This window comes from Microvirga sp. KLBC 81 (assembly GCF_003075415.1).
Lineage (GTDB): Bacteria > Pseudomonadota > Alphaproteobacteria > Rhizobiales > Beijerinckiaceae > Microvirga.
In genome coordinates, this window is record NZ_QDAH01000109.1 from 1 (window position 1) to 13,622 (window position 13,622).

Below are 13,622 nucleotides of genomic sequence, written 5' to 3' on the forward strand. Positions count from 1 at the left end.
CGTCCACAGTCTCCATTGCGGACACAGACTCCATCACTGCTTCATCAATGAAAAGGTGCGGAGATTTGCGCGCTTACGGAACGCCGAGAGAAAGAGCGCGGTCACAATGGCAGTAACGGTCACCAATAGAGCTTTAGTAATCATGCTGGCCTCATGTTGAGTCACGACGCTGACGAACTTATTTGCGTGCGGCCCGCTGGCTTCCGCGATGGAGGGAAAGATCGCCAGATCGAGGGACTTGAATGTCAGACTGGCGGCGAAGAAGCGGAGGCCACCCTCAGTGGCAACGACGATGCCGGCTGTGACGTCACCGACTTCGATAACATGCGTGGTATGTGTCGTGGCGCAGGTCTCCTGCCGCCAGCAATGCGACTGGCAGTGATGCGAGTTTTCATGGAAGGAGTGGCGGAATGTTTTTAGACGCGATACCAGTCGCGGCCGCCGCGAACCCGACGCGCCAAGCGCCGCAGGACGAAACTCAGCAACGGGACCATCATGACCGCGATCCTTCATGTGGATCACGAGACACATCGGGCGCATCGTGACACTTTAGCGTTTGTTCTCGCGGCGCAATCTGTGCACTTCAAATCACCGCGGCTGTTCGCGCGATGCGTTCGTTCAAACAGCATGGTCAGGTTGGGTTCACCCTCTCGCCATGTCAACGAGAATATTCTTGTAAAAGATCGTGACACGAAAAGCCTGTCTGTTTGCGGAGCCCCTTAAGCTCAGGAGAAAGGCTCTCCACACAGAAGCTTCATGTCGAGATTCCCACTGCAATAGATAAAACGTTCTTCGTCTGGAAAGGCAGGAGCTGGCTCCTGGTCAACGCCAGTTTTGCTGAAGGCGCTTATTTGTCCCGAGGCCGGTCAGGCTTTAATAACATGTGCAGTCATACAGCCGTCGCGTTCCCTATAAAGCCGAACTTCTCCGGAAGATCAGTTTTTAGATGAATCTTTGCTCCTTCCGCTATGATCTTTGGAGGATCAGTTGATTGCTGTTCTGTCCGGCTTGGTGAATGATCCAGTTGTGTCTGGCAGCGTCTTGAATGACATCCTGCACCAGGCTGCGAATTCCCGACCAGGAGCGAATCCATGCCGACAGATCGTCAACTCGAGATGGGCTTTATGCTGCATGGCGTCGGCAGAGTATGAGGCCCTCGGCTGCACCTCCGCAACCATGCGCTCGCGTCGATCAAGCGATGCAGGTCCCGTCATCCAGGTTGAACTCCCTGCGCCGCCAGCGCGATCGCCCTAGTCGATCCCAAGGACGACCGCCCCACCTGTCAGGCCCGCCCCAACGGCTGACAAGAGCAAGCGTTCGCCGGACGCGAAGGGGCGCTCCTGGTTGGCAAGTGACAGGGACAAGGGGATGGTAGCAGCTGACGAGTTTCCGAATTCCCCAATCGTGCACACCGTCTTGTTGCTCGCAAGACCGATCTGGTCGCAGACCGCATCGATAATCCGGACATTGGCTTGGTGCGGCACGAAGCGATGAATGTCCGCCGCCGTGAGCCCTGCGCGCTCCATCGCCCGGACAGAACATTGCGTCATCATGCGGACGGCATGGGTGAACACCGCTCTGCCATCGCGCATGGTCATCAATAGTTCGCGCGGATCCATGCCTGCGGCAAACGGCCGTCTGCTGCCGCCTGCAGGGATCGAGATCAGATCGTAGTGGTTTCCCTCTGAAGCGAGATCCACGCCAAGGATCCCGGCATTCGGCGCGCGCGATGGAGCGAGGACGATTGCGCCAGCTGCATCCGCGAACATGACTGCGCTGGCCCGTTCCTCCATGTTGATGCGGCGGCTCAAGATATTGGCGGCCACGATAAGGGCGGGTTTGCCGTGTGTCCTCACAAAGCCGTCGCCCAGCGTCAACGCATAGAGGAACCCTGAGCAGGCTCCGGCGAGATCGACGGCTGCCGAATGGGACAAGCCGAGTTGGTGGGCCAGCAAGGGCGCGGAAGGCGGTAAGAGATGATCTGGCGTCGATGTGGCAAGAAGCGTCAATGCCACCTCATGGCGCGCGATACCCGCGTCTTCGAGCGCGGCGGCGGCGGCTTTCGCCGCAAGGTCGGTCAGCGCTTCGTCAGGAGCCGCCCAACGCCGTGTCCTAATACCGGTTCGGCGTTCGATCCAGCCGGATTCAAGACCCAGGCGGGTCTCGATTTCAGCATTCTCGACGCGCCTTTCCGGCACGTGGTGACCAAAGCCGGCGGCGCGGCTTGAGCGCCAAATGGTCATGGCCTGACCGTCACGACCGTGGAGCCGGCTTCATCGATCGCGACGTAGGCCCGGTCGAGATCGTCGGCCGTCACGCAGTAGGGAGGCATCAGATAAATGACGTTGCCGAGCGGACGAATGAGAAGATCTCTTTGGCGAAAGAATGCTCTTAGCCGTGGACCGACCTCGGAAAGATATCCGGACGCCGCGACATCGAGATCGAACGCCGCGATGGTGCCCGCTTGGCGAACATTGACAAAACGCGGATCAGACCGGAACTGTGCCAGCCTTTCCCGATGCATCCGCGCCAATGCCCCGATTCGCGTCGCGACTGGCTCATCTTGCCAGATGCCGAGATTGGCCAGCGCTGCCGCGCAGGCGATCGGGTTGGCCGTGTAGGAGCTCGAATGGAAGAACATCCGGCTCCGATCGTGGGACAGATGGGCGTCGAAGATCTCAGTCGAACAAAGCGTCGCAGCCAGCGGCAACGCACCTCCGGTCATGCCCTTTGACGTACACAGGATGTCCGGTGTGATGCCGGCCTGTTCGCACGCAAAAAGTGTACCGGTTCGTCCCCAGCCGGTCATCACCTCATCGGCGATCAGCAGGGTCTGGTGCTGCTCGGCTATCCGCTTCAGCTCGGTCAGCAGATGCGGTGGATACATCCGCATGCCGCCGGCGCCGAGCACCAGCGGCTCGACCAGCAGAGCCGCGATCTGGCCGCTGCGGCAGAATTGCTCGAATGCATCGAGTGTATCCTGTTCGCAGCCGGGTTCGGGAAAGGGAATGGTGTCGACGTCGAAGAGCAGCGGTCCATAGGCCGCGTTGAAGACGCCGCGCGCGCCGGTGGACATCGTGCCGACGGTGTCGCCGTGGTAGCTGTGTTCCATGACGACGATGCGCGAACGCGGAGCGCCGCCATTGTAGAAGAAACCCAACGCCATCTTCAGGGCGACTTCCACTGAGGTCGAACCGCTGTCGGAAAAGAACACATGGGCGAGGCCCGGCGGGGCGAGCCTGATCAGTCCTTTCGCCAGCTCTTCCGCCGGCTCGTGGGTATATTCGGCGAAGATGACTTGATCGAATCTCTCGCAAGCGACCCGAATCGCGTCCATGATGGCCGGGTGACGATGGCCGTGAGTGATTACCCACCAGGACGAAATCGCATCGAAAATCGCGCGCCCGTCCTCATCGATGAGATAGGCACCCTCCGTCCTGGCGATTCTCTTGGCAACGGGATCGAGCAGGTGCTGGGTAAAGGGACGCCAGACCGGAGATGGCTGAAGGCGGAGCATCACACGCACCTTTCCTGAAACTGGGACACATCAAAATGCCTGCGGAAGCTCTCGCGCAGCGCGTCAGGGGTTAGCGGATCAAGCCGAGGCAGCCGGCCGAGACTTGGGACGCCGCCCATCTCGGCGATGATTTGTTGCGTGTCCGGTTGCGCGTCACCGATGAAGGCGACGCCGAGGACCGGGATCTGGCGGCGGCGCATCGCCTCGAGCGACAGCAGCGTGTGATTGATCGTTCCGAGCCCGGTCCGGGCGCAAAGGATGACGGGAAGCCGCCAGCGCGCGAAGACATCCGCGAAAACCTCGCGCTGCGTCAGGGGCACGAGCAGGCCGCCGGCGCCCTCGATGATGAGGGGCGAAGTTGTTTTGGGCGGGTGAAGTGCCTCGGGGCGGAGCGCCAGGCCGTCGATTTGCGCCGCCAGATGCGGCGAAGCAGGCGTCTTGAGGCGCCAGGTCTCGGGAAGAATGCGCTGTGGCGGAAGGCGGCCGAGCCGGCGGACGGTCTCGCTGTCGGTCTCTTCGTCAAGACCTGCCTGGATCGGCTTCCAGTAGCAGGCGCCCAGCGCATCGGCCAGAGCGGCTGAAAACACCGTCTTGCCGACGCCCGTGTCGGTGGCGGTGACGACGAAGCGCAGGCTCATGGCCTCTCCTCCGCCATGACTTGGGCCAATCGCTCAACCATGCGGGCGATCGTTGGAGCATCGACGTTGAGCGTGATGGCAATGCGCAGGCGCGCGGTGCCCTTCGGCACCGTGGGCGGACGGATCGCGCGAATGTCGAACCCGTCTGCCTGCATCCGTTCGGCGATCCGCATGGCGCGGCGGTTGTCGCCGATGACAACAGGCAGAATTTGCGAGCCGCTGCCTGCAAAACCGAGACGATCGGCGACGAGTCTGTTGGCGAAAGCGACCAGATCCTGAAGCTTCTCCCGCCGCTCTGGCTCCGCCGCCACGACGTTCAGCGCCTGGCGGACACTTGCAGCCTGCAGCGGCGACGGCGCCGTCGCATAGATGAAGGGGCTGGCCCGATTGACGAGATAATCGCAGAGCACCCGGCTGGCGCCGACGAGCGCGCCGGATGCGCCGAGGGCCTTGCCGCAGGTATGCAGCACCACGACATTCTCACGTCCTTCCAGCTCCGCCGCCAAGCCACGCCCCCCGGCGCCGTGGACTCCGGTGGCATGAGCCTCGTCGATGACAAGAAAGCCATCGTGCCGGTTGGCCAGTTCGGCCAAATCCGGCAAGGGCGCCTTATCGCCGTCCATGGAATAGAGGCTCTCGACGATGATCCAGGGGTGTCCCGTTCCGCCGGCTTTGCGCCATCGGCTAATGGCGTCATCGAACGCGTCCGCATTGTTGTGCGGCACGGAAATAGCCTCGGCTCTCCCCGCCGCCATCCCGGCATGCGCGCTCGCATGAACCAGCGCGTCATGGACGACAATGTCGCCGCGTTGCGGCAGGATCGATAAAACGGCGAGATTGGCCGCATAGCCGCTCCCGAAATAGAGCATCCGTTCGGATCGGAAGAACGCGGCGGCTTCGGCTTCCAGGGCTTCATGCTCCGCATGATTGCCGCGCAGAAGGCGCGATCCGCCCGCGCCGATCGGGACACCGCGTTCGAGCGCGGCGATCGCACCGGCGGTCAGACACGGCGATCCGGCAAGAGCGAGATAATCGTTCGAGGTGAAATCGATGCCACCCGGTCCGGTCAGGACGCGCCACCGCCCCTTCTGCTGCAGCTGCCTCAGCTTCGTTTCGTAGCGGGCCAGCCGGTCAGGCATCATGCAGCCTCCGGTGCCACGGGCGTCAGGCCGAGGCGGCGCAGCAGGGTAGAATCCTGGTCGTCGCCCGGATTGGCGGCGGTCAGCAGCGTGTCGCCGACGAAGATTGAATTGGCCCCGGCGAAGAAGCACAAGGCCTGCATCTCGTCCGTCATGGCCGTCCGTCCCGCGCTCAACCGGACATGGGACCGTGGCATGAGAATGCGGGCGAGCGCCACGCTCCGGACGAATTCGATCGAGTCGACCGGCGCCGCATCGGCTAGCTTCGTCCCTGGCATGGGGATGAGCAGGTTGAGCGGCACACTCTCTGGCGGCGTAGGCAGATTCGCCAGCGTCACCAGCATGTCGATGCGATCGTCCGCGGTCTCGCCCATGCCGAGGATGCCGCCGGAGCAGACCTTGATGCCGGCCTGGCGAACATGCCCCAGCGTTTCGAGGCGATCCTCGAAGCGGCGCGTGGTGACGATTTCCTGATAGAAGCGCTCGGAAGTATCGATGTTGTGGTTGTAGTAGTCGAGGCCTGCATCGGCGAGCCTCTCCGCTTGCGCAGGCGTCAGCATGCCGAGCGTCATGCAGGTTTCGAGGCCGAGCGCCTTCACGCCCTGCACCATGGCGACGACCATGTCCATGTCGCGCGGCTTAGGGCTGCGCCAGGCCGCTCCCATGCAATAGCGGGTGGCGCCGCCCTCCTTGGCCTTGCGCGCCTCGGCGATGACGCGCTCGACCTCCATGAGCTTCGACGCTTTGAGTCCGGTCGCGTGGTGCGCCGACTGATTGCAATAGCCGCAGTCTTCCGGGCATCCGCCGGTCTTGATGCTGAGCAACTTGCTGAGCTGCACGCGGTTGGGATCGAAGTTCGCGCGGTGCACCGTTTGGGCCCGGAACAGAAGATCGTTGAACGGCATCGCGTAGAGTTCGCGAGCGCCATCGAGCGTCCAAGGCCTGGTCTCTTCAACATGTGTCAGTCGCGGATTGGTCGATGGTGCTGGCATCAGGTCCTCTCTCGACAACCACGGCCCAGGCAATTGCGGCGCGGGCAGTTTGCCAAATCATAGATAATCTACTATTGCGCATCGTGTTGGGTGCACTATACGCATGATCATCACCGATGCACCCGAAATTTTCATAGATTATCTATGAGGACAGCATGGCTGAGACTATTGCGGAGCGGATTGCGCGCGTTTTGGGCGAGAGGATCGTCTCTGGCGAGCTCGCTCCCGGAACTCCTCTTCGTCAGGATCGCGTCGCCGAAGAATTCGATGCGAGTCACGTTCCCGCACGCGAAGCCTTCCAGCGCCTTCGCGCTCAAGGCTTGGTCATCAGCGAACCGCGTCGAGGGATGCGGGTGGCCGCCCTGGATTCCAAATCGGTGCAGGAGATCGTTGAAATCCGCGCCGCCCTCGAGACGCTGGCGCTCACCTTCGCGGCTCCAAGGCTCAACGCGGCTTGCTTCGAAAGGATCGAGCGGGCTCTCGTCGCCGGGGATCAGGCTCAGACCATGACCGAATGGGAGCAAGCCAATCGAACATTCCACCGCGAACTCGTCGCCCCTTGCGCGATGCCCAGGCTGCTGTCCATGCTGGATGACCTTCAGCTGGCCAATTCCCGCATCATTTTTTCCGCAACCCGTTCTGCTGGCTGGCAGCCGGGCTCAAGCCTCGCACATTGGCAAATCTTTGGCGCGTTGAGAAAGCGCGAGTTCGGAAAGGCAACGACACTCCTCCAAGCGCACATTCGCGGCCTGGAGCGCGCGACGGGAACCGGCGAGGCGGATCACTAGCGGGTGCTGAAAGTCTGCACTTAGCTAGGGGATGTCACGGGAACTCTCGATCAGGGCTTCTGCCTTATGATCTGAGATATAAACCAAATCTGTCGGTTCTGTCGCATGAATGACGACCGAGATGCTCCTATCTTGCGGCTCCATTCCGGGTTTGCGACAGAACCTTGGTGGATTGCTCGGCCGGTTGCTAAGCCAGAATTCTGCGTTTTCCTTGGCAGCGAGCGAACTGCCCCAATGTGATCGTCACTCTGCGGCATGGATACCGCCACGAAGGCCGAACCGATGCTGGAAAATGAATGCCGCAAGGAAGGTGACGGCCATGAGCAGCACAATGGTCGGAGCGGGGGCGCTGTCGATGAAAAAGCTGAGATAGACGCCGGCGAATGATGCCGCCACGGCGACCAGCGCCGACACGACCAGCATCGTTCCGAACCGCTTCGTCAGCAGAAACGCCACGGCGCCCGGCATGATCAGCAGGGCGATGGTCAGGATGATGCCGGTTGAGGCGAGGGCCCCCACAATCGTCAGAGAGAGCAGCGAAAGAAAGCCGTAGTGCAAAAGCCGCACCGGCAGGCCCATGGCCTGGGCCTGCTGCGGATCGAAGGCATGAAGCAGCAGATCCCGCCACTTCATGGCAATGATGACTAGCACGACCGCGGCGATGATCCCGCTCTGCAAAAGGTCCGGCCAATCCACGCCGAGCATGTCACCAAAGAGAATGTGGTCGAGATGCACCTCCGTCTCGACCTTGGTGTAGAGCACGATGCCAAGGCCGAACATGCCGGAGAACACGATGCCCATGACCGTATCCTCCTTGATGCGGCTGTTCTCCTTCAGATAGCCGGTGGCGAGCGCGCAGATCATGCCGGACACGAACGCTCCTACCGCCAGGGGCAGGCCTGCGATGTAGGACAGGACGACACCGGGCAGCACCGCATGCGAGATTGCGTCTCCCATCAGTGACCAGCCCTTGAGCACCAGGAAGCACGACAGCAATGACGTCGGCACCGCGACGAGCATGGCGATCACGAGGGCTTCGCGCATGAACGGAAAGGCGAAGGGCGGGGCAAGCGTGTCGAGCAGGCTGATCATGGACTCATTCCCGATGCCATCCGCATGCGCCGGCGGGCGGCGAGCAGCCCATGCTTGGGCGCCAGGAAGAACGCGGTCAGGAAGACCAGCGTCTGCAGGACGATGATGATGCCGCCGGTGGCGCCATCGAGGAAATAGCTGAGATAGGCGCCGATGCCGCTTGAGAGCGCGCCGACCGCCACGCTGATCATGATCAGTCGCGGGAAGCGGTCGGTCAGGAGATAGGCCGTGGCGCCGGGCGTCACCACCATCGCGATCACCAGGAAGGCGCCGACCGTCTGCAGCGCTGCGACCGTGCAGGCGCTGAGCAGGGTGACGAACAGGACTTTCAGAGCCGTGGGATTGAGGCCAACCGAGCGGGCATGGTTCTCGTCAAAGAAGGTGACGAGAAGGTCTTTCCACTTCACCAGCAGAATGGCGAGAGACACGCCCGCAATGATGACGAGCTGCAGCGTATCTTCAGGCGTGACCGCCAAAATGTTGCCGAGGACAATCGTCTGGATGTTCACGGAGGTGGGTGACAGCGACACCATGAACAGCCCGAGCCCGAAGAACGAGGTGAAGATCAGCCCGATGATGGCGTCTTCCTTGAGCTTCGTGCGCTGGTTCAGGAAGAGCATGGCGCCGGCCGCCAGTCCGCCCGAGAGGAAAGCCCCGACGGAGAAGGGCAGGCCGAGCATGTAGGCGCCGGCGACGCCCGGGACGATGGAGTGCGAGAGCGCATCGCCGATCAACGACCAGCCCTTGAGCATCAGGTAGGCGGAGAGAAAGGCGCAGACCGCCCCGACGAGGGCGCTCACCCACATGGCGTTGATCATGTAGTCGTAGAAAAACGGCTCAAGGAGCTGGGGCATCGGGCGTGCTTGCTCCCTGTGACGGCGCGGTGGCGGTTGCATCCTTGGCTTCATCCGAGGCCTTGTCGCCGTAGATGACCAGCGGCCGCTCGTCGTCGGAGATGACGTCCACCGAAGAGACCCCGGCGCGAAGACTGGCGTCAAATACGAAGTGCCGGAGCACGCCGCCGAACGCTTTTTCCAGATTGGCCTGCGTGAACACCTCCTCCGTCAGCCCTGCGGCGAGCACGGTCCGGTTCAGCAGAACCGCGCGGTCGCAGAATTCGGGCACGCTGCCGAGATTGTGCGTCGAGACCAGGATCACCCGGCCTTCGTCGCGAAGCCCGCGCAGCAGCGCGACGATGGCTTCCTCCGTCGTGACGTCGACTCCGGTGAACGGCTCGTCAAGGAGAATGACATGGGCGTCCTGGGCCAGCGCCCGCGCCAGGAAGACCCGCTTTTTCTGGCCGCCCGAGAGCTCGCCGATCTGGCGCTTCCGGAAGGTCGCCATCCCGACGCGTTCCAGCGCCGCGTCCACGGCTTCGCGATCCTGGCGCCGGGGCAGGCGCAGCAGGTTCATGTGGCCATAGCGGCCCATCATCACCACGTCCTCGACCAGAACGGGGAAGTTCCAGTCGACATCCTCGCTCTGGGGCACGTAGGCGACGACACTGCTCTTGAGTGCCTGGGCAACGGATCCGCCGAGGATCGAGATCGTTCCGGGCGAGACGGGGACAAAGCCCATGACGGCTTTGAACAGGGTCGACTTGCCGCTGCCGTTGACCCCGACGAGGGCCGTGATGGTGCTGCGCGGGATCGCAAAGCTCACGTCGCGAAGGGCCGTATGACCATTGCGGTAGGTGACCGTTGCGCCGCTCACGGTGAGACCCGCAACCGCAGAACCGGAATAAGGACCGCCTCTTTGCAGGGGAGCGTTCATTCGGTGAGCCCCTTGGCAATGGTCTCCGAGGTGACGCGCAGGAGATCGAGATAGGTCGGCACCGGACCCGAGGCGTCGCTCAGGGAATCGACATAGAGGATGCCCCCGTACTTGGCGCCGGTCTCGCGGGCGACCTGCTTGGCCGGATCGGGCGAGACGGTGCTCTCCGAGAACACAGCCGGGATGGCGTTGGCGCGCACCGCATCGATAACCTTGCGCACCTGCCGCGGCGTGCCCTGCTGGTCGGCGTTGATCGGCCAGAGATAAAGCTCCTTCAGGCCGAAGTCGCGGGCGAGATAGCTGAACGCGCCCTCGCTGGTCACGAGCCAGCGCCGCTGCTCGGGGATCGCCGCCAGGGTCGACCGGATCGGGGCGACAGTCGCCTGGATCTTCGCCTTGTAGGCCTCCGCGTTAGCCCGGTAGGTCTCAGTATTCCTGGGGTCGTGTTTGACGAGCGCGTCGCGGATGTTGTCGACATAGATGAGGGCGTCACTGGGGGACATCCAGGCATGAGGATTGGGCTTGCCCGTGTAGGGGCCCTCCTGGATCCCCATCGGCTTCACACCCTCGGACACGACGACGCTGGGAACCTCCTTCAAATTGCGGAGGAACTTCTCGAACCAGAGTTCGAGATTGAGGCCGTTCCACAGGATGAGCTTAGCATCCTGCGCCCGCAGAATGTCGCCGGGCGTCGGCTGGTAATTGTGGATCTCCGCTCCAGGCTTGGTGATCGACTCCACAATGGCCGCGTCGCCGGCCACGTTCTGGGCCATATCGGCGATGATCGTGAAGGTCGTGACGACCTTAAACCTGTCATCGGCGGCCTGAGCCGGCGACGCGACGGCGAAGCCCAGGGTTGCAAGGCCGAACAAAAGGGCAGCGAACTTCATCATCATCTCTCCAGTAGCCATCTAGGCAGTTAATGCAATTGCAAATCATTTGCAACACGCCAGTGGGGCGAAGTGGCATTTGGAGGCCCAAGAAGGCCCTGTTCAGGAACCGGACGCCGGCGAACGTGCAAAGGGAGCATGAGAAAGTGTGGGGCTGGGAGCGTCCAGATAGGACAACACCGCACTGAATAGATCGCGTTGGCTCCAGCCATGCCTTCGCTATTGGGACGGTAGATCTACCGGGAGCGTGGTACCATGCCTCAGATTCGGGCTCATTGACGCGCAGGCGTTGAAAGGCGGACTAGCTGCCCACGTGGAAGTCCATCATACTTGCTTTCAGCAACGACCTAGGTGCGGAGCATAGGCCCGATGATCGAGACCCATCAGAGGATCGACGTCCATACGATGGCTTTGGTGCGAGAGTTTGCAGAGCACCACGGCTGCTCAGTCGAAGTTGCGTTGAAGTTCCTGCTCAAAACAGGACGCTACCCTCAAAAGGCCGGTGAAGACGATGAGGCCTACGCGGCTCGACTCGACGATTTGCCGGATCCAGTGATCGTCGAATATCGAGTGTTTGAGCCTGCGAATGACGTTTGATGTCTCGCTGTCAAAGTGCGGAGCGGGTGGAAATTTCTACGCGATCTGGGCGGTCGCGTCCAAGTTGGTGTTCCGAGTGTGCCAGGGGGGCAGGCCCGCGCTCAGATGTCACCGCGGCCACGTCCGGCCTACTCTTGCCTCACTAGGCTGGTACACGCGTCAAGATGTTTAAGGAGAATGGGTTTGCAAAGACCGGCCGTCGGGCGTTTTGAGTATGATCGTGCTGAACTTTGGGCCGATGGTATCATCCATGGACTCGGCCTCGTTCTTGGACTTGGTGCCGTTGCAGTGCTTGTGGCTGCGATACTGCCCAACTCATCGCCTTTGGACCTAATCCCAGTGCTGATCTATAGCGTCGCTATGATAGCGGCGCTGGTGATCTCGGCAGCCTACAACATGTGGCCGATCTCGCCTGTGAAATGGTGGCTTCGCCGCTTCGACCATGCTGCAATCTATGTCCTGATTGCAGGCACCTATACGCCATTCCTCACGCGCATGAGTGGCGCAATCATGCCGCTGGTTCTCATGATTGTTGTCTGGGCAACCTCTCTGGTCGGGATCATTCTCAAGATCGCGCTGCCTGGGCGCTTCGATCGGCTGTCGATCGGGCTCTACCTCCTGCTCGGCTGGAGCGGGATTGTCCTGTGGGATCACATTTTCGCACTCCCGAGCACAACGCTCTGGCTGCTTGGAGCCGGCGCGTTGCTTTACACTGCCGGCGTGCTCTTCCATGTGTGGGATAGCCTCCGCTTTCAAAACGCGATCTGGCACACTTTCGTACTGATGGCGACTGCATGCCACTACGGTGCTGTGCTCTCCTCGTTTGTAATGGCACCGGACGCATGACGAACGGGCTGGAGTCTCTGGTTCATCTTGAGTGTCCGTTTGCCGTACTGGCTTAAAGTCAGTACGCTGAGGGTCTATTGCTGATCCAAAACGGACTGCGCCAAGACTGTCCAAAAAACAAGACGCAAGACGTTTACCCAGCGCTGGGCGAGCCATGGACCGCAATTGCGCGCTCCGATCCGGTATGTCACTCAATGATCTCGCGGCTGCACACTTGTTGACACTCAGATGAGAGGAACGCGATGAGAACTCAGCAGGACCGAGTTGGCGCGGCGGTCATGGCCGGACAAGCTGTCTACACCCGACGGACGCTCGATCTTTACGATGTGGTAGTGCTCGGCCTGTCCAACGCGCTGATCTGGAAGTGCCCGACCAGACGCCTTTTCGGTCACTATAATGAGTATATATCCGACAGGCATCTGGATGTTGGTGTCGGCACAGGCTGGTTTCTCGACCACTGCCGGTTTCCAACAGACAGGGCCGACATCACCTTGCTCGACCTCAATCCAGTCTGCCTCGAGCGGGCCTCAGCTCGCATCGAGCGTTACGCCCCCAAGATCGTACGAGCCAATGTGCTTGAACCGGTTGAGCTCGAGACAGGTCCCTTTGACTCCATTGGCCTCAATTATCTCCTTCATTGCCTGCCGGGTGCCTTGGAGCAGAAGGCAGTGGTCTTTGACCATCTCAAGCCGTTTCTTGCTCCCGGCGGGGTTGTGTTCGGCTCAACTCTTCTGGCGGAGGGCGTCGAGCGCTCCGGGATGGCTCGGGCGCTGATGCGCTTCTACAACGCGAAGGGGATCTTCTCGAACCAGCAGGACAGCGTCGAGACCTTGCGTCGTGAATTGGCCATTCGGTTTGAGCAGGTGAGGGTGGAGATTGTCGGGTGTGCCGCTCTGTTCGCAGCTCGGTAAAGTTGTCCTGCCCGCAATGATATCCTCGCCGGCAGCATCTGGCTGGACTTGCTTCGGGAAAACGGAGAGCACTTCAATGACCCAGGAGGATCTCCATGCCCCAAGCCTATCAACGCTTTACCAAAGAGTTTCAGGATGAGGCCGTTCGGCTTGCTCTGACGAGCGGCCGCAGCCGGCGTGAGGTCGCCGCGGATCTCGGCGTCGGCCTGTCGACCCTGCGCCACTGGATTGATCGTCGCCGCGAGCGCGAGATCGACGATCCGCCCGCGGAGCGCCAGGAGGACATGGCGGCCGAGCTGAAACGGCTGCGGCGCGAGAACGAGATCCTGCGCCAGGAGCGGGAGATCCTGAAGAAGGCGACCGCTAATGGCATGGACCGGCCGTGCTCCCGGGTGGAGCATAAGAGGACGGGATTAACCCGCAGCCACGGAGCCATGCC

At 61.6% G+C, this 13,622-nt stretch carries 15 protein-coding genes; 5 read left to right on the top strand and 10 right to left on the bottom strand.

What is annotated here, in order from left to right; genetic code table 11:
* Positions 1-33: 33 nt before the first annotated feature.
* The 6 genes from DC522_RS29925 to bioB form a co-directional block, all read right to left on the bottom strand.
* Positions 34-513 (bottom strand): hypothetical protein, encoded by a 480-nt coding sequence (locus DC522_RS29925; RefSeq protein ID WP_133239411.1) that lies wholly within the window; start codon positions 511-513, stop codon positions 34-36.
* Between the two features lie 737 nt (positions 514-1,250).
* On the bottom strand, positions 1,251-2,243 hold the full coding sequence (locus tag DC522_RS29930) for a beta-ketoacyl-ACP synthase III (RefSeq protein ID WP_116532139.1): 993 nt from the start codon (positions 2,241-2,243) through the stop codon (positions 1,251-1,253).
* Positions 2,240-3,517: an adenosylmethionine--8-amino-7-oxononanoate transaminase gene (locus DC522_RS29935; protein WP_116532140.1), complete on the bottom strand. Its 1,278-nt coding sequence runs from the start codon at positions 3,515-3,517 to the stop codon at positions 2,240-2,242. The genes DC522_RS29930 and DC522_RS29935 overlap by 4 nt, the downstream gene beginning before the upstream one ends.
* Positions 3,517-4,155, bottom strand: coding sequence for a dethiobiotin synthase (gene bioD, locus DC522_RS29940; RefSeq protein ID WP_116532141.1), 639 nt, complete (start codon positions 4,153-4,155; stop codon positions 3,517-3,519). The genes DC522_RS29935 and bioD overlap by 1 nt, the downstream gene beginning before the upstream one ends.
* Positions 4,152-5,297, bottom strand: a complete 1,146-nt coding sequence (locus DC522_RS29945) for an 8-amino-7-oxononanoate synthase (RefSeq protein WP_116532142.1) — start codon at positions 5,295-5,297, stop codon at positions 4,152-4,154. Before DC522_RS29945 ends, bioD begins: the two co-directional genes overlap by 4 nt.
* Positions 5,294-6,286 (bottom strand): biotin synthase BioB, encoded by a 993-nt coding sequence (gene bioB, locus DC522_RS29950; protein WP_116532143.1) that lies wholly within the window; start codon positions 6,284-6,286, stop codon positions 5,294-5,296. The genes DC522_RS29945 and bioB overlap by 4 nt, the downstream gene beginning before the upstream one ends.
* Positions 6,287-6,441: 155 nt before the next feature.
* On the opposite strand from bioB, the gene DC522_RS29955 reads away from it, so the two are divergent.
* Positions 6,442-7,074 (top strand): GntR family transcriptional regulator, encoded by a 633-nt coding sequence (locus DC522_RS29955; protein ID WP_116532144.1) that lies wholly within the window; start codon positions 6,442-6,444, stop codon positions 7,072-7,074.
* Between the two features lie 243 nt (positions 7,075-7,317).
* On the opposite strand, the gene DC522_RS29960 is transcribed toward DC522_RS29955, so the two are convergent.
* The 4 genes from DC522_RS29960 to DC522_RS29975 are packed head-to-tail and all read right to left on the bottom strand — an operon-like array spanning position 7,318 to position 10,832.
* Positions 7,318-8,166: a metal ABC transporter permease gene (locus tag DC522_RS29960; protein WP_116532145.1), complete on the bottom strand. Its 849-nt coding sequence runs from the start codon at positions 8,164-8,166 to the stop codon at positions 7,318-7,320.
* Positions 8,163-9,020: a metal ABC transporter permease gene (locus DC522_RS29965; protein ID WP_116532146.1), complete on the bottom strand. Its 858-nt coding sequence runs from the start codon at positions 9,018-9,020 to the stop codon at positions 8,163-8,165. Before DC522_RS29965 ends, DC522_RS29960 begins: the two co-directional genes overlap by 4 nt.
* The gene (locus tag DC522_RS29970; protein WP_116532147.1) at positions 9,004-9,939 is read right to left on the bottom strand and encodes a manganese/iron ABC transporter ATP-binding protein; all 936 of its coding nucleotides are present in this window, start codon (positions 9,937-9,939) and stop codon (positions 9,004-9,006) included. Before DC522_RS29970 ends, DC522_RS29965 begins: the two co-directional genes overlap by 17 nt.
* Positions 9,936-10,832, bottom strand: a complete 897-nt coding sequence (locus DC522_RS29975) for a metal ABC transporter substrate-binding protein (RefSeq protein ID WP_116532148.1) — start codon at positions 10,830-10,832, stop codon at positions 9,936-9,938. The genes DC522_RS29970 and DC522_RS29975 overlap by 4 nt, the downstream gene beginning before the upstream one ends.
* A gap of 366 nt (positions 10,833-11,198) precedes the next feature.
* On the opposite strand from DC522_RS29975, the gene DC522_RS29980 reads away from it, so the two are divergent.
* The 4 genes from DC522_RS29980 to DC522_RS29995 form a co-directional block, all read left to right on the top strand.
* Positions 11,199-11,426 (top strand): hypothetical protein, encoded by a 228-nt coding sequence (locus tag DC522_RS29980; RefSeq protein WP_116532149.1) that lies wholly within the window; start codon positions 11,199-11,201, stop codon positions 11,424-11,426.
* A gap of 177 nt (positions 11,427-11,603) precedes the next feature.
* Positions 11,604-12,272, top strand: a complete 669-nt coding sequence (locus DC522_RS29985) for a hemolysin III family protein (protein WP_116532150.1) — start codon at positions 11,604-11,606, stop codon at positions 12,270-12,272.
* Between the two features lie 242 nt (positions 12,273-12,514).
* The gene (locus DC522_RS29990) at positions 12,515-13,183 is read left to right on the top strand and encodes a bifunctional 2-polyprenyl-6-hydroxyphenol methylase/3-demethylubiquinol 3-O-methyltransferase UbiG (protein ID WP_116532151.1); all 669 of its coding nucleotides are present in this window, start codon (positions 12,515-12,517) and stop codon (positions 13,181-13,183) included.
* A gap of 95 nt (positions 13,184-13,278) precedes the next feature.
* Positions 13,279-13,622 (top strand): transposase (locus tag DC522_RS29995; RefSeq protein WP_245444689.1); only part of this gene is annotated, 344 nt, incomplete at its 3' end.